The organism is Dyella sp. (assembly GCF_035277725.1).
Lineage (GTDB): Bacteria > Pseudomonadota > Gammaproteobacteria > Xanthomonadales > Rhodanobacteraceae > Dyella_B.
Genome location: NZ_DATEJY010000086.1, coordinates 21,605 through 39,460, shown reverse-complemented (window position 1 = coordinate 39,460; position 17,856 = coordinate 21,605). Strand labels below are relative to the sequence as shown.

At 62.1% G+C, this 17,856-nt stretch carries 17 protein-coding genes and 1 riboswitch; of the genes, 6 read left to right on the top strand and 11 right to left on the bottom strand.

What is annotated here, in order from left to right; translation table 11 throughout:
* The 3 genes from VJR68_RS08250 to lpxL all read right to left on the bottom strand — a co-directional run.
* Positions 1-1,056 (bottom strand): glycosyltransferase family 4 protein (locus VJR68_RS08250; RefSeq protein ID WP_324147194.1); only part of this gene is annotated, 1,056 nt, incomplete at its 3' end.
* Positions 1,053-1,814, bottom strand: coding sequence for a polysaccharide deacetylase family protein (locus VJR68_RS08245; protein WP_324147193.1), 762 nt, complete (start codon positions 1,812-1,814; stop codon positions 1,053-1,055). The genes VJR68_RS08250 and VJR68_RS08245, both read right to left, overlap by 4 nt.
* A 229-nt stretch (positions 1,815-2,043) precedes the next feature.
* Positions 2,044-2,979, bottom strand: a complete 936-nt coding sequence (lpxL, locus tag VJR68_RS08240; RefSeq protein WP_324147192.1) for an LpxL/LpxP family Kdo(2)-lipid IV(A) lauroyl/palmitoleoyl acyltransferase — start codon at positions 2,977-2,979, stop codon at positions 2,044-2,046.
* 80 nt (positions 2,980-3,059) lie between these two features.
* On the opposite strand from lpxL, the gene waaA reads away from it, so the two are divergent.
* Positions 3,060-4,325 carry a lipid IV(A) 3-deoxy-D-manno-octulosonic acid transferase gene (waaA, locus tag VJR68_RS08235; protein ID WP_324147191.1) on the top strand — a complete coding sequence of 422 codons (1,266 nt, stop codon included), beginning with the start codon at positions 3,060-3,062 and terminating at the stop codon, positions 4,323-4,325.
* Positions 4,326-4,385: 60 nt separating this feature from the next.
* On the opposite strand, the gene VJR68_RS08230 is transcribed toward waaA, so the two are convergent.
* From VJR68_RS08230 to VJR68_RS08220, 3 genes are all read right to left on the bottom strand, one after another.
* A complete protein-coding gene (locus tag VJR68_RS08230; protein WP_324147190.1) occupies positions 4,386-5,738 on the bottom strand; it encodes a TolC family outer membrane protein in 1,353 nt (450 codons plus the stop codon).
* Between the two features lie 33 nt (positions 5,739-5,771).
* Complete coding sequence (locus tag VJR68_RS08225; RefSeq protein ID WP_324147189.1) at positions 5,772-6,431, bottom strand: protein-L-isoaspartate O-methyltransferase; 660 nt, start codon at positions 6,429-6,431, stop codon at positions 5,772-5,774.
* 163 nt (positions 6,432-6,594) lie between these two features.
* On the bottom strand, positions 6,595-6,903 hold the full coding sequence (locus VJR68_RS08220; protein WP_324147188.1) for a hypothetical protein: 309 nt from the start codon (positions 6,901-6,903) through the stop codon (positions 6,595-6,597).
* Between the two features lie 106 nt (positions 6,904-7,009).
* On the opposite strand from VJR68_RS08220, the gene VJR68_RS08215 reads away from it, so the two are divergent.
* From VJR68_RS08215 to VJR68_RS08200, 4 genes are all read left to right on the top strand, one after another.
* The gene (locus VJR68_RS08215; protein WP_324147187.1) at positions 7,010-7,663 is read left to right on the top strand and encodes a TetR/AcrR family transcriptional regulator; all 654 of its coding nucleotides are present in this window, start codon (positions 7,010-7,012) and stop codon (positions 7,661-7,663) included.
* A 53-nt stretch (positions 7,664-7,716) separates the two neighbouring features.
* Positions 7,717-7,812: riboswitch (TPP riboswitch) on the top strand.
* An 89-nt stretch (positions 7,813-7,901) separates the two neighbouring features.
* Positions 7,902-9,779 (top strand): phosphomethylpyrimidine synthase ThiC, encoded by a 1,878-nt coding sequence (gene thiC / locus VJR68_RS08210; RefSeq protein ID WP_324147186.1) that lies wholly within the window; start codon positions 7,902-7,904, stop codon positions 9,777-9,779.
* Positions 9,780-9,910: 131 nt separating this feature from the next.
* Positions 9,911-10,300 carry a DUF3224 domain-containing protein gene (locus tag VJR68_RS08205; protein ID WP_324147185.1) on the top strand — a complete coding sequence of 130 codons (390 nt, stop codon included), beginning with the start codon at positions 9,911-9,913 and terminating at the stop codon, positions 10,298-10,300.
* A gap of 104 nt (positions 10,301-10,404) precedes the next feature.
* Positions 10,405-10,977 (top strand): ferritin-like domain-containing protein, encoded by a 573-nt coding sequence (locus VJR68_RS08200; protein WP_324147184.1) that lies wholly within the window; start codon positions 10,405-10,407, stop codon positions 10,975-10,977.
* 100 nt (positions 10,978-11,077) lie between these two features.
* On the opposite strand, the gene VJR68_RS08195 is transcribed toward VJR68_RS08200, so the two are convergent.
* Genes VJR68_RS08195 through VJR68_RS08185 form a run of 3 tightly spaced genes read right to left on the bottom strand, consistent with a single transcriptional unit; the run spans position 11,078 to position 14,388 of the window.
* Positions 11,078-12,094 (bottom strand): zinc-binding alcohol dehydrogenase family protein, encoded by a 1,017-nt coding sequence (locus VJR68_RS08195; protein ID WP_324147183.1) that lies wholly within the window; start codon positions 12,092-12,094, stop codon positions 11,078-11,080.
* On the bottom strand, positions 12,091-13,152 hold the full coding sequence (locus VJR68_RS08190; protein ID WP_324147182.1) for an aldo/keto reductase: 1,062 nt from the start codon (positions 13,150-13,152) through the stop codon (positions 12,091-12,093). The genes VJR68_RS08195 and VJR68_RS08190 overlap by 4 nt, the downstream gene beginning before the upstream one ends.
* Positions 13,153-13,188: 36 nt before the next feature.
* A complete protein-coding gene (locus tag VJR68_RS08185) occupies positions 13,189-14,388 on the bottom strand; it encodes an MFS transporter (RefSeq protein ID WP_324147181.1) in 1,200 nt (399 codons plus the stop codon).
* 102 nt (positions 14,389-14,490) lie between these two features.
* On the opposite strand from VJR68_RS08185, the gene VJR68_RS08180 reads away from it, so the two are divergent.
* On the top strand, positions 14,491-15,411 hold the full coding sequence (locus VJR68_RS08180; protein WP_324147180.1) for a LysR family transcriptional regulator: 921 nt from the start codon (positions 14,491-14,493) through the stop codon (positions 15,409-15,411).
* Positions 15,412-15,671: 260 nt separating this feature from the next.
* Here the strand turns inward: VJR68_RS08180 and ppa are convergent, their stop codons facing one another.
* Both ppa and VJR68_RS08170 read right to left on the bottom strand, forming a co-directional pair.
* Positions 15,672-16,205, bottom strand: a complete 534-nt coding sequence (gene ppa / locus VJR68_RS08175) for an inorganic diphosphatase (protein ID WP_324147179.1) — start codon at positions 16,203-16,205, stop codon at positions 15,672-15,674.
* Between the two features lie 165 nt (positions 16,206-16,370).
* Entirely contained in the window at positions 16,371-17,804 is a 1,434-nt protein-coding gene (locus VJR68_RS08170; protein WP_324147178.1) for a PLP-dependent aminotransferase family protein, read from the bottom strand.
* Between the last annotated feature and the right edge of the window lie 52 nt (positions 17,805-17,856).

Genomic DNA, 17,856 nt, shown 5'->3' with positions numbered 1-17,856 from the left:
CACAAACTCATCCGCAATCACCCGCGTACTGAAATGCCGATCCACAAAATCCCGCGCCGCCACACTCATCGGCTCGCGCACGTCCGTCTCGCACATCTTGAGGATCGCATTGCGCCACGCGGCGGCGTTGCCAGGCGGCAGCAGCAAGCCGGTGACATTGGGCGAAAGTGTTTCGGGCACGCCACCGATATTGCTGCCGAGCACCGGTGCGCCAGCTGCTTGTGCTTCCACTGACACGCGGCCGAAGGTTTCGGTGGCGACGGAGGGAAACGCCAGCATCGAGATCGCGCTGTAGTACGGATGCACGTCGTCGATCCAGCCGAGCATGTGATGGCGATGCGCAAAGGCGCCGGCTTCAATGCTGTCGCCCAGCTGTTGCACGTCCGGGCCATGGCCCAGCCACAGGCAGTGCAGGCGCGATTCCTGTGTCATCGCGCCACCGAGTGCTTCCAGCAGGGTGAAAATGCCCTTGCTGTGATGGATGCGGCCAAAGTAGCCAAGCACGATGGCATCCTGCGGAATGCCCAGCCGATGCAGGATCTCGCTGCGCCGTTGCGCGTCCGGCTTGCACCACGCCATGTTTACCGGGTTGTACAGCACGCGCACCAGTTGCGGCGGCACGCCGCGTTCCAGGTATGCCTGGCGTGCATGCGCGGAGACGGCAAAAAAGCGTTGCGCCAGGCGCGGCACCAGGTAACCCGAAACGCGTCCCATCGGCGGCGTGCGATGGCGGAACAGCGCGACCGGTATGCCGAGCAAACGGCTCACCAGAATCAACGGCCAGTATTCCTTGCCGAAGTTGCCGACCAGCCAATCCGGCTGCAGATCGCGCGCTGCCTTGAAGGTGGCGCGATAGCCACGCAGATCGAACACGTTGCGGAATTTCGCTGGATAAAGCTTGGCACCCGAGTTGGCCAACGCGTTGGCGATCAGGCCGCCTGGATAAACCACGGCGCTGACCTCATGGCCTGCTTCCACCATGGCCTGGGCCAAGGCCACGAAATGCGTAGCGGCGCCGGTGTTTTCCGGGTTGGTGCCGACGAAAAGAAATTTCATGCGCGCCCGCTCTCGTAACGTTTGTTCTCGTAGTTGGTGAATGCGCGCATGGCAAATTGCGGCAGGATGTGATGGCGAGCGACTTGCACGCGCGGCAGGCGCCACAAGTCCGTGCCGATGATGGCGCGGCCGCGCCGGGTGGTCGTGGCAGCCGCGTAGCCCGATGCACGCGTGACGTCGGCGACGCGGTCATCCATGTCGCCGTATGGATAGCAGAACTGCGTGACCGGTGCGCCCAGCACGTCTTCGAGATCGGTCTTGCTGCCGGCGATCTCGTCGTGCAGTTGCGTATCGCTGCATTGGCGCAGGCGTGGATGCGAACGCGTATGCGCGCCGATCTCCATGCCGCCTTCGTGCCAGGCGCGCAGTTGCGCTGGTGTCATCAAGGGTTTCTGGATGCCGAGTTTTTCGGCGTCCCAATGGTTGTAGCGGCCGATGCTGCCGCTCACCACGTAGCAGGTGGCGGTGAAGCCGTAGCGTTGGAGCACCGGCATGGCGAACTGGAGATTGTCGACGTAGCCGTCGTCCAGCGTAATGACCGCGATGCGACCGTGTTGCTCCCCGCGCAGGTAGGGCATCGCATCGCTCATCGACAGGCCGGTGTAGCCCAGTCGCTTGAGCAGCCACATCTGCCGCGCGAACGCACCGGGGCTCACGTACAGGCTGCGCCAGCGCTTGAGGGCGCGGGGCGCCTGCGCCACGTTGTGGTACATGAAAATCGGGCAGGCCTGGGCCTGCTGTCCTTGCTGCGCGGTCATGCCGTGTTCCTGGTCTGCCTGGCGCAAAATCTTACGGCAATCGGCGGGGCCGGGCGGGTTTCCGACCGGCGAAGTAGGTGGTTGCGGGGCATGACGATGGGCGCGAAGAGGGCCAATGCGCCTATGTACCGGGAGAGGCTGACGCCAGCCTGTCGACCCTGGGCTGGGCGTAGATGCAATCCGGCATCCGGAAGCTGGGATCCCATCCCAGCCTACGATCACGCAGTGCTTAATAGATCGGCGGAGAGCCTTCCGGGCGTGTCTTGAAGCGCTTGTGCACCCACAGGTATTGCTCGGGCGCCTCGCGCACCATGTCCTCGATGCAGCGGTTGACGCGCGCAGTGTCGGCCTCGGCATCCGCGCTGGGCAGGTCTTCCAGCGGTGCGCCCAAACGCAAGGCATAACCCTGGCTGCCCGGCAGGCGGCGATGGAAGAACGGCACCACCACCGAGCGGGACAGGCGCGCGAGATGATGCGTGCCAGTGATGGTGGCGGCGATCACGCCGAAGAACGGTACGAAGGCGTTGTCCTTGCTGCGCATGTCCTGGTCGGGCGCGTACCATAGCGTGCCGCCGTTGCGCAGGTATTTCACGGTGCCGCGGATGTCGTCCTTGTCGAACATCGCGCGCGCATAGCCCAGGCGTGCGCGCAGCACCGTCCATTCGAACACCGGATTGTCCATGCGCCGATACATGCCGGCGATGCGGATACGCTGCGATACCAGTCGCGCACAAAGCTCCAGGTGCGAGAAGTGCCCGCCGACCAGCAGCACGCCGCGGCCCTCGGCGTGTGCGGCTTCCAGATGTTCCAGCCCTTCGATGGTTACGGGGATCTTGCCGATGGCGCGATCCGAACCCATCCAGCCGAGCGCGAACTCGATCAGCATCATGCCGATGTCGCGCAGATGCGCATCGACCAGCGCGGCCTGCGCCTTGGCGTCCAGCTCGGGGAAGCACAGCGCGATGTTGGTCGCGGCGACCTTGCGCCGTGGCGAGGGAATGCGTTCGATCATCCAGCCGAGCGTGCGGCCCATGCCCATCAATATCGGGAACGGCAGCATGGCGATGAGCTTCATGAGCCCTAAGCCTATCCACGCCGGCCAAAGGCGTGGTGCGAGCAGGGAGCGGGTGAAAGAGGGATAAGGTGTTCCGGGCATTCGGACCATTGTAGCGGCTGGCCTGCGACCGAAGGCGCGCGACGCGCCGACCCGTATACTTTCGCGTCCCGGACCGGAACGACGCGACGTTGCGCTATCTCTATACCCTCCTGATGTACCTCGCCACGCCGCTGATCGTGCTGCGCTTGCTGACACGCGGGATGCGCTACGGCAATTACCACCAGCGCTGGCCGGAGCGCTTCGGCATCTTCAAGGCGCCGGATCTGCGCGGCAGCATCTGGGTGCATGCCGTGTCGGTGGGCGAAGTGAATGCGGCCGAGCCGCTGATCAAGGCGCTGCGCCAGGACTATCCCAACGCGCCGCTGGTGGTTACCACGGTGACGCCGACCGGTTCGGCACGCGTGCAGCAGTTGTTTGGCGACAGCGTGTTCCATGTGTATTTGCCGTATGACCTGCCGTTCTCCGTGCATCGCTTTCTCAAGCAGGTGCGTCCGCGGCTGGCGCTGATCGTGGAGACGGAGATCTGGCCGAATCTGTATTTCGGCTGCTATCGGCGCGGGATTCCGCTGATGATCGTCAATGCGCGCCTGTCCGGTCGCTCGCTGCGCGGCTATGCGCCGATGCGCGCGTTGCTGCGCTCGGCGCTGCGCTGCGTGCGGCAGATCGCGGCGCAATCGCGCACCGATGCGGCGCGCTATCGTCTGCTCGGTGCCGATCCGGCCCTGGTCACTGTCAGCGGCAATCTCAAGTTCGATATGCCGGTGCCGGATGGTGCGCTGGAAGACGGCGAAGCGTTCCGCCAGCAATGGGGCCATCTGCGTCCGGTGTGGATTGCCGCCAGCACGCACGAAGGCGAGGAACTGGCCGTGCTGGAGGCACACCTGGAAGTACTCAAGCGGCTGCCTGATGCCTTGTTGCTGATCGCGCCGCGTCACCCCGAGCGTTTCCGGCTGGTGGAGCATTCGGTGCGAAGCCTGGGCTTCACCATGGCGACGCGCAGTACCGATCGCGTGCCGGGGGAATCGCATCAGGTCTTCGTAATCGACACGATGGGTGAGCTGATGCCGTTTTTCGCCGCCTCCGACGTTGCCTTCGTCGGCGGCAGCCTGGTGCCGATCGGCGGCCACAACGTGCTCGAGCCCGCGTCGCTGGCGCGCCCGGTGCTGGTGGGGCCGCATACCTTCAATTTCGAGGAAATTACCCTCACCCTGATTCGCGGCGGTGGTGCGAAGCGCGTGATGCAGAACGAAGCGCTCGGCGGCGAGGTACTCCAATTGCTGCAGGACGAGGTGGGTTGCAGGCAGATGGGGCGTCAGGCACGTGTGGTGTTCGACAGCGAGCGTGGCGCCGTGCGGCGCGTGATGCATCTGATCGATCGGATGTTGCAGGAATAGCTTTCCTGCAGGCACAAAAAAGGCCGGGAAACCCGGCCTTTTTTATTCGGTTCGAGCCGACTACTGCAGCAGTGAATTGACGCTCTGCAGATCGTCGTAAGTGATGGTGCCGGCCGATTGCTTCAACAGCAGGCGGTTGAGTACCAGCTGATGCCGCGCGGTCGAATAGGTGCTTTGCGCAGAGGTGAGGTTCTGAATGGAGGTCAGCACGTCAAGCATGATCTGCGTACCTACCTGGAAACCGGCCTTGGTGGCGTCCACGGCTTTCTGCGCCGAATCCACCGCAGCCTTGCCCGATTCCACTTCGCTGATGCCGGCGAGTACCGAGTTGTAGTAGTTCAGCGTGCTCTGAATGGTCTGGCGGCGGGTCAGCTCCAGCGAATCCTGCGCTTCGTCACGCTGATAGATGCTCTGGCGCACCTTCGACTGGGTGGCGCCGCCGGAAAAGATCGGTACGGACAGCGTGACGCCGATGGTGTTGCCGTAACGGCCGTTGCCGGCGACGTTGTAGCTACCGTTCTCAAGCCATGACGTGCTTTTGCCGCGCGACAGGCTGGCCGTGATGGTGGGTAGGTGGTTGGCGCGCGCGGCGTTGATGGTGTGTTCCGCAGCGTCCACCGACAGCTGTGCCGACATCAGGGTTGGGTTGTTCTTCAGCGAGCTGTCCACCCAGGCTTGCGGATCGGCAGGAGCGGGCGGGGCCATCGGCAGGTCCGGGCGCAGCTTCTTCAGATCGCCCACCGGCTTGCCGGTGATCACGCTCAGCGCCTGGCGATCGTTGGCAAGCGTATTTTCGATGGTGACGGTGTTCGCCTTGGCGGCTTCATAAAGCGACTTGGCCTGGTACACGTTAGTCACGGCGGCAATGCCGACCTTGTATTGCTGATCGGCCTGGTCGTAGGTAACGCGGAAGGCTTCCTCGTTGGCTTTGGCCACGGCGACCTGCTCTTCGTCGTTCAGCACCGCGAAGTAGGCGCTGGCCACGCGCACGAATAATTCCTGCGCAGCAGCCTCATAGGTTTTTTCCTGCGCATCGGCCGTGGAGTGCGCGGCCTGCAGATTGGCGACATCGGACAGGTTGAGGATGGTCTGGTCGATGCTGGCCGAAATCGAGCGCGTACGCTCGTGTCCGCTGATGACGCCGCTGTTGCCGGTATTGGTCCCGGTCCCGCTGAAGTTGCTATTGCCGGTAATGCTTTGCTGCTGCAGGCTCATGCCCGCACTGATCTGCGGCAGCAGCAGCGCGCGTGCCTGCGGAATGCCTTCGTGAACGGCGAGACGGGTGGCGTCGGCCTGTGCCAGGACAGGGTCGTTCGCACGCGCCTGACGGTATGCATCCAGCAAATCCTCGCCATGGCTGGGCAGGGAAACTGCGGCCAGGGACAGGGCAAGGGTCAGAAGCTTCAAGCGCATGGTTCGCCTCGTAGGTCGGGGAATCGATCAGGGTCAAAAAACGAATCGGCGAGGTGGTTCGGCGTGCGCGAGATAGGGGAGATCCGTCTCGAACAGGCTTTCCTCGCGATAACGGCCATTGCCTTCGTGCGTCAGCACCAGCACCTGCTGCACGGGCGACTCGCCGCGAACGACGAGCAACCGGCCGCCGGGCTTGAGCCAGGTGAGGAAACGGTCAGGGGTACGGTAAACGGCTCCGGTGACAACCACCGCATCGAACGTGCCTTGCGGCTGCCAGTCGCTTACGGCTTCGCCGGTCAGCAATTGCACATTGGTGATGCCGGCGGCTTTCAGGCGCTCAGCGGCGGCGACCGTGAAATCGGCATGGATATCCACGCTGGTGACGTGAGCGGCCAGGCTGGCCAGACAGGCCGTGAGGAACCCCGAACCGGTGCCGATTTCCAGCACGCTGTCTTCGGGTTTCAGTGCCAGGGCCTGCAGCACGCGGCCCTCGATCACCGGCTTCATCATCACTTCGCCGTGGCCGAGCGGCAGGTTCAGATCGGCAAAGGCCAGCTGGCGATGCGCAGGCGGCACGAAGTCTTCGCGACGGACGTGACGCAGCACGTCAAGCACGCGACCATCCAGTACCTCCCAGGGGCGCACCTGGTTCTCAACCATGTTTTGACGCGCCTGATCGAAGTTCATCGCCATGGAAAACAAGCCTATACGGATCAAAAAAAGGTCAAAAAGGATAAGCGTTTAGACCCTGTTTCGACAATGGTAAGGTTGCGGTGCGACATGTCCTGCACGAAGTGCCGGAAGTCATCGCAACGACCTGACGTAAGTCATGCTTTTGTCCTGTGTCCGCGGACACTTACGCGCTTTTCCGATGCAGCCGAACAGCGCTCAAACCCACCCCGAGCGGCAGTCGCGAAAGCGCCGCTTCGGTACCCGTGCCGAGCGCCGGATCAAGCCGCTCGATCCGTCCAAGCAACCATTCGCCGCGCGATCCCGCCGCAACGCACCACCACGCCAGCCAACGGCACAAACGATGCTTGTCTGTAGCATCCAGAGTCGGCACCAGGGCTCGGATCGCAAATACCTGTCTGCGCGCTGTCCGGCTGTCTTCCAGCCACTCCGAAAGCAGACGCTGGATCTTGCGGTAGGGAGCGCTGAGCGCCATTTCTGGAGTCGTTACGCACATGGGCCGAAATATTCGGTATCATTCGGAAAATAAGTAAACCGACCCGTATATTAAATTGGGTTTTCTGATTTGTGAAGGTGCATCTATGAACTCGATCCCGCTAGCCAAGCCGCATGGGCCAGGTCGCCCTAAGGACATGGAAAAGCGCGCGGCCATTCTCGACGCCGCCAAGGCTCTGTTCATACGCAATGCCTTCGCCGGCACCAGCATGGATGCGATCGCCGCGGAGGCGGGCGTATCCAAGCTCACGGTCTACAGTCACTTCGGTGATAAGGACAACCTGTTCCGCGAGGTCATCCGCGCGCGCATCCAGGATCTCCTGCCCGAGGAGACCTACCAGTTCGACTCCAGCACCGATATCGGGGAGATCCTCAACCGCATCGCCCTTACCCACGCACGCCTGGATTGCGATCCGGAAACCGTGGGTACGTTCCGCGCCATTCTCAGCGATTGCCGGCAAGGCAATCCGCGTTACGGCAAGTTGATGTGGGAAGAAGGTCCGATGCGCTCCCGTGCCCTGCTGGAGCGCCTGCTGCAGCAGGCAGTGGATGCCGGCATGCTCGAGATCGCCAACGTGCCGCGCGCGGCAACGCAGTTCATTTCGCTGATCAAAGGCGATTCCATGATGCGGCACATGTTCGGTTGCGTCGATTGCCAGCAGGCCTACGCCAGGGAAATCGAAGAAAACGCCCGCGCCAGCGTCACCATGTTCTTGCGCGCCTACGCGCCCGCCCACTGAGCCAGCCTGCACTCGTTTATCACCCCGCTTCATGGTCAAATAGCGGGGTTGTTGTTAGGAAGCGGGGGTGCCGACCACCTGTCGGCTGAGAGAGTCCCTTCGAACCTGATCCGGTTAGCACCGGTGTAGGGAGCTTCGTCGCACGATCACCACCGTGCGTTGGCGCCATCGCTTCGATCCCCGTGCGGCTAGCCGCACACCCCGCACTGCGTTGCGGATACATGAAGGACGAACGCCGATGAATGCCTTGCCCTCCGAACTCGTGCGCGCCGCGCAAGAACTCTCCGAAGCCGTCACGCGCCCGATTCCGGGTTCGCGCAAGATCCACGTCCAGGGCAGCCGTCCTGATCTGAACGTGCCGATGCGCGAGATCACGCAGGCACAGACGCCAACCTTGTTCGGTGGTGAGGCCAATCCGGACATCACTGTCTATGACACCTCAGGCCCCTATACCGATCCCGAGTACACCGTCGATCTCGTAGCTGGCCTGCCGGCGCTGCGTGCGCCATGGATCATGGAGCGCGGCGACGTCGAGCAATTGTCGGGACTCACCTCCGCCTTCGGCCGCGAGCGTGCTGCCGATGCCAAGCTGGATGCCGTGCGCTTCGGCCACACGCGTGCACCGTTGCGCGCCAAAGCCGGCGCCAACGTCACGCAGATGCACTACGCCCGCCGCGGCATCGTCACGCCGGAGATGGAATACATCGCCATCCGCGAAAACCAGCGTGTCGAAGCACTCAAGCAGAGCGCGCTATGCAAGCAGCATCCGGGCGAATCGTTCGGCGCCTCGCTGCCGAAGCTGATCACCCCGGAATTCGTGCGCGACGAAGTGGCGCGCGGCCGCGCCATCATTCCCGCCAACATCAACCACCCGGAAAGCGAGCCGATGATCATCGGCCGCAACTTCCTCACCAAGATCAACGCGAACATCGGCAACAGCGCAGTCAGCTCGGGCATCGCTGAAGAAGTTGAAAAACTGGTCTGGGCGATCCGCTGGGGCGGCGACACCGTGATGGATCTTTCCACCGGCAAGAACATCCATGAAACGCGCGAATGGATCATCCGCAATTCGCCGGTGCCGATCGGCACCGTGCCGATCTACCAGGCATTGGAAAAAGTCGGTGGCGTCGCGGAAGACCTTACCTGGGAGCTGTTCCGTGACACGCTGATCGAGCAGGCCGAGCAAGGCGTGGATTACTTCACCATCCACGCCGGCGTGCTGCTGCGCTTCGTGCCGCTCACGGCCAAGCGCGTGACCGGCATCGTCTCGCGTGGCGGTTCGATCATGGCCAAATGGTGCCTGGCGCATCACAAGGAAAATTTCCTCTACACGCACTTCGAAGACATCTGCGAGATCATGAAGGCCTACGACGTCTCCTTCAGCCTCGGCGATGGCCTGCGTCCTGGTTGCGTGGCAGATGCGAACGATGCCGCGCAATTCGGTGAACTCGATACGCTGGGCGAGCTCACGCAGATCGCCTGGAAACACGACGTGCAGGTGATGATCGAAGGCCCCGGCCACGTGCCGATGCAGTTGATCAAGGAAAACATGGAGCGCCAGCTGGAAAAGTGCCACGAAGCACCGTTCTACACGCTGGGGCCACTCACCACCGACATCGCGCCCGGCTACGACCACATCACCAGCGCCATCGGCGCGGCGATGATCGGTTGGTTTGGCACCGCCATGCTCTGCTACGTCACGCCGAAGGAACACCTTGGCCTGCCGAACAAGCAAGATGTGCGCGACGGCATCATCGCCTACAAGATTGCTGCGCACGCGGCTGATCTTGCCAAGGGCCATCCGGGTGCACAGGTGCGCGACAATGCACTCAGCAAGGCGCGCTTCGAATTCCGCTGGGATGATCAGTTCAACCTCGGCCTCGACCCGGACAAAGCGCGCGAATTCCACGACGAAACATTGCCGAAGGATGCGCACAAATCCGCGCACTTCTGCTCCATGTGCGGGCCGAAGTTCTGCTCGATGAAAATCACCCAGGACGTGCGCGATTACGCTGCGGAGCACGGCGTGGATGAAACGGCTGCGTTGGAAGAAGGCATGGCCGAGAAGGCTGCAGAATTCCGCTCGCAAGGTGCCGAGGTTTATCACAAGGCTTGATGCCTGTATCGGCGCATGCTCAGGCCCCGTGGGCTCCGGCGAAAGCCGGGGCCTGACACCTTGAGTGGTCCAGCTTTCGGCCCGTACCTAAGTGATGTTCAATATCGCAACTGACCCAGAGGCGAGGTGTCATGCAGGCAAAGGGACCTTTCGACGTAAAGCTCGCGCCGCAGCCAGCAGCTCCTGGTATTGAGCAGGCCGGCCTGGGGCGGATGACGCTCGACAAGCAATTCCACGGCGATCTTGAAGCGACCAGCCTTGGCGAAATGCTTTCGGCCATGGGGCAAGTGCAAGGCTCGGCAGGCTACGTGGCGATCGAACGCGTGACCGGTTCGTTGCACGGCAAACAAGGCAGCTTCGTGCTGCAGCATCACGGCATCATGAATCGTGGTGTGCCGCAGTTGTCGGTGACTGTCGTACCGGATTCGGGCACGGAAGCATTGACGGGTTTAACCGGCTCAATGCAAATCCAGATCGAACAAGGCAAGCATTTCTACCTCTTCGATTACGAGCTGCCATAGGCGATCAGGCTGGGCGGAACACCTTCGCGACTTTATTTTCACCCGTGCTTCGCGGTGGCAAAGACAGGATAGCGGACAGCAACAGCCATAAGCAGGAGATGGCCATGGCGTCCAAGCCCTTTCTTACCGACATTCAGACCATTCGCAAGCGCGCGCGGGAACATATCGAAAAAGGCGCGATCACCGAAGGTTACAAAGCGGATCGCGATACGGTGGTCAAGTTGCTCAATGAAGCACTCGCCACCGAAATCGTATGCACCTTGCGCTACAAACGTCACTACTACATGGCCTCGGGCATTCACGCCAAGAGTGTGGCGGAAGAGTTCCTGGAGCATGCGCGGGAAGAAGAAGAGCATGCTGACATGCTTGCGCGACGCATTACGCAACTCGACGGCGCACCGAATTTCAATCCGGATGGTTTGCTGACCCGCAGCCATTCCGACTACGTCGAAGGCGCGGACTTGGTGGACATGCTCAAGGAGGATCTGATCGCCGAGCGCATCGCCATTGATAGCTACCGCGACATCGCGCAATACCTTGGCAACGACGATCCGACCTCGCGCCGCGTGATGGAAGAAATTCTGGCGAAGGAGGAAGAGCACGCCGAGGACCTGTCGACGTTGCTCGAAGAGCTGGGCAAGAAAGGCGAGCCGGCCAAGCCGGTGGTGCATCACTGACGTTTCCGGGTGCCCGTAGGCTGGGATGAAATCCCAGCACTTCTTTGGCATGACGGCGCTGGGATTTCATCCCAGCCTACGGGCTTCAATTTTCCGAAAATCACCAACCCGCAAGCACCAGCTTGCCAATCGTGCTGCCCGACTCCAATCGACGATGCGCCTCACGCAGGTTTTCCGCATTGATCGGGCTCAACGTTTCGCGTTGAATGCCGCGCAACTCGCCTTCATCGATCAATGCCGCCACGCGCTCCAGGATGCGCCCTTGCTCACTCATATCCGCGGTTTTGAAGCGTGGCCGCGCAAACATCATTTCCCAATGAATGCCGATGCATTTGGCTTTGTACGGATCGCCGATGTGTACGGGTGACTTCGGTTCCACGATCAGGCCGACATGCCCTTGTGGCGCCAGCAGTTCGCCGAGCTCCGTCCAGTAGTGCGAGGTGTCGGCCAGATTGAGCGCGGCGTCAATCTCATTGAAACCGAGTGCTTTCAGTTGTGCTGTCAATGGCTGACGGTGATCGATCACATGCTGCGCGCCCATCGCACGGCACCACGCCTGCGTTTCGGGTCGTGAAGCGGTAGCGATCACGGTGAAGCCGGCGCGGCGCGCAAGCTGGATGGCCATCGAGCCGACGCCGCCGGCACCGGCAATCACCAGCAGCGATTTGCCGTCACCACCGCGCTCGGGCTGATACGGCATGCGATGGAACAACAGCTCCCATGCCGTGATGGTGACCAATGGCAACGCTGCCGCAGCAGCGGCATCCAGACGACGTGGACGATGTGCAGCCAGGTGCGCATCCACCGCCTGGTATTGCGCATTGCTGCCAGCACGCGTGACGTCGCCGGCGTAATACACCTCGTCGCCCGGCTTGAAGTCGGAGACGTCGGCGCCTACCGCTGCCACCGTGCCGGCGGCATCGAAGCCGAGCACGCGCGGCTGTGCTTCTACGTTTGGCTTGGGCGAGCGCAACTTGGTGTCGACCGGGTTGACGGACACCGCTTCCACGCACACCAGCAGGTCGTTCGGGCCGATCTCGGGCTTGGGCAGCTCCACGTCGAGCAAAGATTGCGGATCGTCGATGGGCAGATAACGGGTGAGGGCGACAGCTTTCATCGTGAGTCTCCGAGGGACGATGTTGACTGGACAGCCGGCGGTGTGCGCTCGGCGAATTGACCATTCCAATACGGGTAGTAGGGATAAGGCGGCGTGACGGCGCTGGCTGCATCCAGCCGGGTGATCTGTTCGCGGCTCAAATGCCAGCCGATGGCACCGAGGTTCTGTCGAAGTTGCTCTTCGTTGCGTGCACCGATCAGCACGGTCGACACCGTGGGACGCTGCAGCAACCAGTTCAATGCGATCTGCGGCACGGTCTTGCCGGTTTCGGCGGCGATGTCATCGAGCGCATCCACCACGCGGTAAAGCCGCTCCTCATCCACCGGTGGCGCGAAGCCTGCTGTTTCGTGCAGACGACTGCCCGCAGGCAGTGGCTGACCACGGCGAATCTTGCCGGTCAGCCGGCCCCAGCCAAGTGGACTCCACACTACCGCGCCCACGCCTTGGTCCAGTCCAAGCGGCATCAATTCCCACTCGTAATCGCGGCCGATCAGCGAATAGTACGTCTGGTTGGCGACCAAACGCGTGTAGCCATGGCGATCCGCTACCGCCTGCGATTTCATCAGTTGCCAGCCGGAGAAATTCGATGCACCGAGATAGCGTACCTTGCCCTCGCGCACTAGATCGTCGAGCGTGCGCATCACACTTTCCACCGGCGTCATCGCGTCGAAGTGATGCAGTTGCAACAGATCGATGTAATCGGTCTGCAAACGCTTGAGCGCGCGTTCGATACCGGTGACGAGATGATGCCGCGATGCGCCGACGTCGTTGGGGCCATCGCCCACGCGCAGCGTGAGCTTGGTGGAGATGATTGCTCTATCGCGGCGGCCTTTGAGCGCTTCGCCAAGAATGGTTTCCGAGGCGCCATCGGAATAGACGTCCGCGGTATCGAACAGGTTGACGCCAGCCTCCAGGCAGATGTCGAGCAGGCGGCGTGCTTCGTCGCCAACCGTATGGCCCCATGCGCTGAACAGCGGTCCTTTGCCGCCGAACGTGCCCGCGCCAAACCCGAGCACAGGTACTTTGAAACCCGAGGTGCCAAGCAATCGATAATCCATGCTCATGCCTTGTAATGATGAGTTGAACGCGAGTGATCAGGCGCACGCATTTGTCGGCAGGCGCTGCGGATTCGTTTCACGGCGCAGCGCCCAGAGCGCCACCAAAAGACCCGAGAAAGTGATAAACGCCGCTACCCAGGTGAGGGCGCCGAGGCCAGGGCCGTGCGCCACCACGATGCCGCCCAGCCATGCACCCAGTGCATTGCCGAGATTGAAGGCGCCGATATTCAAGCTGGATGCCAGGCTCTTGGCATCCTCCGCCTTGTGCAGCACCCACAACTGCAATGGCGGTACGGTCGCGAAGGCGGCAATGCCGAGCAGTCCCACGAACAGCACGGCCAACACTTTGCTCTGCAGCGCGAACGTCATCACGCCAAGCACCACGATCAATGCAATCAGCGTCGCCAGTAGTGCGCGTGTCAGCTGGCGATCGGCGAGCTTGCCGCCGAGCAGATTGCCGGCGATCAGCCCCAGGCCAAACATCAGCAGGATGGGCGACACCGCGCTTTGCGCAAAACCCGTCACCTCGGTGAGGATCGGCTGGATGTAGGTGAACACGGTAAACACGCCGGCAAAGCCAAGCACCGTCATCAGCAAACCAAACAGCACGGATGGATTGCCAATGGCACGCAATTCATCCCGCACCGCGATGCGTTTGCCATGCTCGTGACCCGCAGGCACCAGCGCCGTAATCACCAGCATGGCGACTATGCCGATCGCGGCAACAGCCCAGAACGTCGAACGCCAGCCAAAGTGCAAACCGAGCCACGCGCCCGCCGGCACGCCAAGCAAGGTCGCAATGGTCAGGCCGGTAAACATGATCGAGATCGCTGAAGCGCGACGATCCGCTGCCACCAGGCTGGTCGCGACCACGGAGCCGACGCCGAAGAACGTGCCGTGCGCCAGCGACGTGATCACGCGTGCAAGCAGCAGCACCGTGTAATTCGGTGCCATCGCGCAGCAGATATTGCCGAGCGTGAAGATCGCCATCAGCCCGATCAACACCGCTTTGCGCGGCAAGCGGCTAGTGGCGACGGTCAATATCGGTGCGCCCGCGAACACACCGAGCGCGTAACCTGAAATCAGCAGGCCGGCGGTGGCGATGCCGACTTTCAGATCGGCCGCCACCTGGATCAGCAGACCCATGATCACGAACTCGGTGGTGCCGATGCCGAAGGCGCCAGCAGCCAGTGCGTACAGCGCCACCGGCATGGAACGGGAAGGGGAGATGGCCATGCGATCGACTCCATCGAAAAGCGATGGGTCGCAGCGTAGGCGCTTGCATCTTCAGCAAAAACCATCAAGATGGCGAATCACTTTCAATAAAATATTGAAAATATGGACCGCGTCGGGGATCTCATCCTGTTCATGCGCGTGCTGGACCAGGGCTCCATCAGCGCTGCCGCGCGTAGTCTGGATCTCTCTGTCGCCGTTGCCAGCCAGCGCTTAAAGCGGTTGGAGCAGCATCTGGGGGTAAGGCTGTTGCATCGGACCACGCGGCGGCTCAGCCCCACCCCGGAAGGGTTGGCTTTGGCCGAGCAAGGTCGAACCCTGGTGGAGGATCTGGAGGCGCTGACCTCAGGCTTGCGCCAAGGCGCTTCGGATGTGGGCGGTACATTGCGACTTACGGCCTCCGCATCGTTCGGCCGCCAATTCGTATCGCCGCTGCTGCCAGCCTTTATGGCGCGCTATCCGCGCGTGCGCCTAAGCGTGCACTTCAGCGACGAGCTGCAGGACTTGATCCGTGCCGGCTTCGACCTTGCCATTCGCATCGGCGCGCTGCACGACTCGCGCCTGGTGGCACGCAAGCTGGCGGCGAACCGGCGTGTGCTGTGTGCGTCGCCTGACTATTTGCGGCGTTTCGGGATGCCGAAAACGCCGGAGGAACTTGGCAAGCACGAATGCCTGATGCTGGTAGGCAGCCATGGCCGCCAGGACATCTGGCGCCTGCATGATGCGCAAGGCCAGCTGCATACGGTGCGCATCAATGGCCGGTTGGAATCGACGCTGGGCGAAATGCTGCGCGACGCCGCGCTGGCCGGGCTGGGCATTGCGCAGCACTCGACCTGGCACGTGTGCGATGACTTGCGTGCGGGGCGATTGAAAGTGGTGTTGCCCGAGTATTCGATTGCCGAGACCGGCATCTATGCGGTGATGCCGCAGCGGCGATTGGTGCCGTTGCGCGTGCGGGCATTCGCGGATTTTCTGGCGGAACAGTTTGGTGCCGTGCCGCCGTGGGAACGGGGTTTGGACGTTTAGACGTCCAGTCCGGGCCACATCATGACTTGAAGAGATGCTGGCCTGCCGTGGACCAGATGATCATTGGGGTTCGGCTGCGCCTCACCCCAACAGTCATGCGGCTTCGAGGCACCCGCCATGATGAATGGGCGTAGGTTTGGGTTAGCGCAGCGTAACCCAACATGTTCGGAGCGATTGGTTGGGTTACGCTGCGCTAACCCAACCTACAGCCACCCATCAGCGGCATGACATGCATGGCATGCCTACGCCGCTATCCGGCGTTATGCCTTCTGCTTGCAGCGCTCCACGCCAGCGACGATTTCCGCTTTGGCTTCGGCGGCACCCACCCAGCCTTCCAGCTTCACCCACTTGCCCTTCTCCAGATCCTTGTAGTGTTCGAAGAAGTGGCCGATGCGCTCCAGCCAGTGGCCCGACACGCCCTTGATGTCTTCGATGTGCGCGTAGCCCGGGAAGATCTTCTTCGACGGGATCACCACCAGCTTCTCATCCGAACCGGCCTCGTCGGTCATCTTAAGCATGCCGACCGGATGGCAGCGAATCACCGAACCCGGCACCAGCGGCAGCGGCAGGATCACCAGCGCGTCGAGCGGGTCGCCATCGCCGCCCAGGGTGCCCGGCACATAGCCGTAGTTGCAGGGATAGCGCATGGGGGTGGAGAGGATGCGATCCACGAAAATAGCGCCGCTTTCCTTGTCCACTTCGTATTTGACCGGCTCCGCATCCTTCGGAATCTCGATGACGACGTTGATCTCGTTCGGCACGTCGCGGCCGGCGCTAACCATATCCAGGCCCATGGGGCACTCCTCACATCTTTGCCAAAGCAGGGAAAGCCGCTCAGCATAAGGCAAAGCTTGTCGCGGTGCACCAAGCGCTGCCTGCGCTTTGCTCCGAAGCTTATGAAAAAACCTCCCGCCGGCCGTTGTGGCCGGGGCCGGGAGGTATGTTGCTCACGCGCGGTCTTACGCCTGCTCCATGTAATCCAGGCATTGCCCGAACAAGCGCATCGCCTCCCGCAACTCGTTCACCGACAGACTGCAATAACCCAGCAACAAGCCCTGCCGCTCCGGCGCACGCGCATACAGCGGACTCATCGGGTGAAGGCCCAGGCCGTGTTCATGTGCATAGGCGACCAGCGCTTCGCGACGTGGTGCATCGTAGCCGCGCAGCCACACCACCATGTGCATGCCGGCGGGTGTATCGGTGATCTCGACGCGATCGCGCGCGTGCTCCTTCAAGCCGGCAATCAGCATTTCACGCCGCGCTTTCAGTTCCTTGCGCGCGGCGCGCAGATGACGTTCAAAGCCGCCGTCTTCCATGAAGCGTGCCAAGGCCGCCTGCTCGATGACCGGGCAAACCATGTCGGTCAGGTATTTCGCGTTGAGGAAATCGGCGCGCAGCGCGGCAGGCATCACCATGTACGCAAGCCGCAAGCCGCCGAACATCACCTTGGAAAACGTGCCGACATAAATCACGCGATCCTGTTCGTCGAGCGAGCGCAAGGCGGCCAGTGGATGGGCGTCGTAGCGGAATTCGCCGTCGTAGTCGTCTTCCAGGATCCAGCATTGGTGGCGTTCGGCGTAGTGCAAAAGGTCGAGCCGGCGCTGCATGGAGAGCACGGCGCCGGTAGGAAAATGATGCGAAGGCGTGACATAAATCAGGCGCGGCGATTGCTCCGGAAGCTCGCTGCAAATCAATCCGTGCTCGTCCGTGCGTACGCTGACCAGCTCGGCGCCATGTGCGGCCAGCGCCTGGTGCGCCAGAAAATAGTGCGGCTCTTCCAGTACCACCGGATCGCCTTCGTTCACCAGCACGCGCGCGGCCAGATTGATGGCCTGTTGCGTGCCGGTGACGATCAGCACGTCATCCGGTTCCGCCTGTACGCCACGGCGGCGTGCCAGGTAATCACACGTCTGCTTGCGCAGCACGCCCAGCCCCGCCAGCTCCACCGCGTTGAGGCGCGTATACACCGCCGCGCGGGCAAGCTCCCGACCCCATGCATTGTTGAGCGTGGGGTTGATCATCGGATAACCGTATTCCAGGTTGTAACGCAGCCCCCGGTGCATGCGCGGGATGTCCCAGTTGCGCACCTTGCGCGCCCGTTCGGCATAACGGGAGGGCGCATCAATGTCGGTACTCACGTGATGCGCCAGTGGCCTGGCTTGCAGGTGGCTGACAAAGCTGCCCGAGCCAACCCGGCCATCGATATAGCCTTCCGCACGCAACTGTTCGTAAGCGGCAAGTACGGTGGTACGTGAAATCTCCAGCTCGTGCGCCAATTCACGCGTCGGTGGCAGCTGCGTTCCCGCGGCAATGCGGCCGTCGAGAATGGAAGCTTTCAATGCACGCGTCAGCTGATCGTAGAGCGGCCCTTGCCCATCTAGTTCTAGAAACACGCAACGCCCTCCCAATGGCTTGAAGCCTGTTTGATGTCCCAGCGCAGTTCTC

Coding starts and splice junctions, on each gene's coding strand:
- VJR68_RS08245 (WP_324147193.1), bottom strand. CDS start 1,814: ATGACCGCGCAGCAAGGACAGCAGGCCCAGGCCTGCCCGATTTTCATG.
- lpxL (WP_324147192.1), bottom strand. CDS start 2,979: ATGGTCCGAATGCCCGGAACACCTTATCCCTCTTTCACCCGCTCCCTG.
- VJR68_RS08230 (WP_324147190.1), bottom strand. CDS start 5,738: ATGCGCTTGAAGCTTCTGACCCTTGCCCTGTCCCTGGCCGCAGTTTCC.
- VJR68_RS08225 (WP_324147189.1), bottom strand. CDS start 6,431: ATGGCGATGAACTTCGATCAGGCGCGTCAAAACATGGTTGAGAACCAG.
- VJR68_RS08220 (WP_324147188.1), bottom strand. CDS start 6,903: ATGGCGCTCAGCGCTCCCTACCGCAAGATCCAGCGTCTGCTTTCGGAG.
- VJR68_RS08215 (WP_324147187.1), top strand. CDS start 7,010: ATGAACTCGATCCCGCTAGCCAAGCCGCATGGGCCAGGTCGCCCTAAG.
- thiC (WP_324147186.1), top strand. CDS start 7,902: ATGAATGCCTTGCCCTCCGAACTCGTGCGCGCCGCGCAAGAACTCTCC.
- VJR68_RS08205 (WP_324147185.1), top strand. CDS start 9,911: ATGCAGGCAAAGGGACCTTTCGACGTAAAGCTCGCGCCGCAGCCAGCA.
- VJR68_RS08200 (WP_324147184.1), top strand. CDS start 10,405: ATGGCGTCCAAGCCCTTTCTTACCGACATTCAGACCATTCGCAAGCGC.
- VJR68_RS08195 (WP_324147183.1), bottom strand. CDS start 12,094: ATGAAAGCTGTCGCCCTCACCCGTTATCTGCCCATCGACGATCCGCAA.
- VJR68_RS08190 (WP_324147182.1), bottom strand. CDS start 13,152: ATGGATTATCGATTGCTTGGCACCTCGGGTTTCAAAGTACCTGTGCTC.
- VJR68_RS08185 (WP_324147181.1), bottom strand. CDS start 14,388: ATGGCCATCTCCCCTTCCCGTTCCATGCCGGTGGCGCTGTACGCACTG.
- VJR68_RS08180 (WP_324147180.1), top strand. CDS start 14,491: ATGGACCGCGTCGGGGATCTCATCCTGTTCATGCGCGTGCTGGACCAG.
- ppa (WP_324147179.1), bottom strand. CDS start 16,205: ATGGGCCTGGATATGGTTAGCGCCGGCCGCGACGTGCCGAACGAGATC.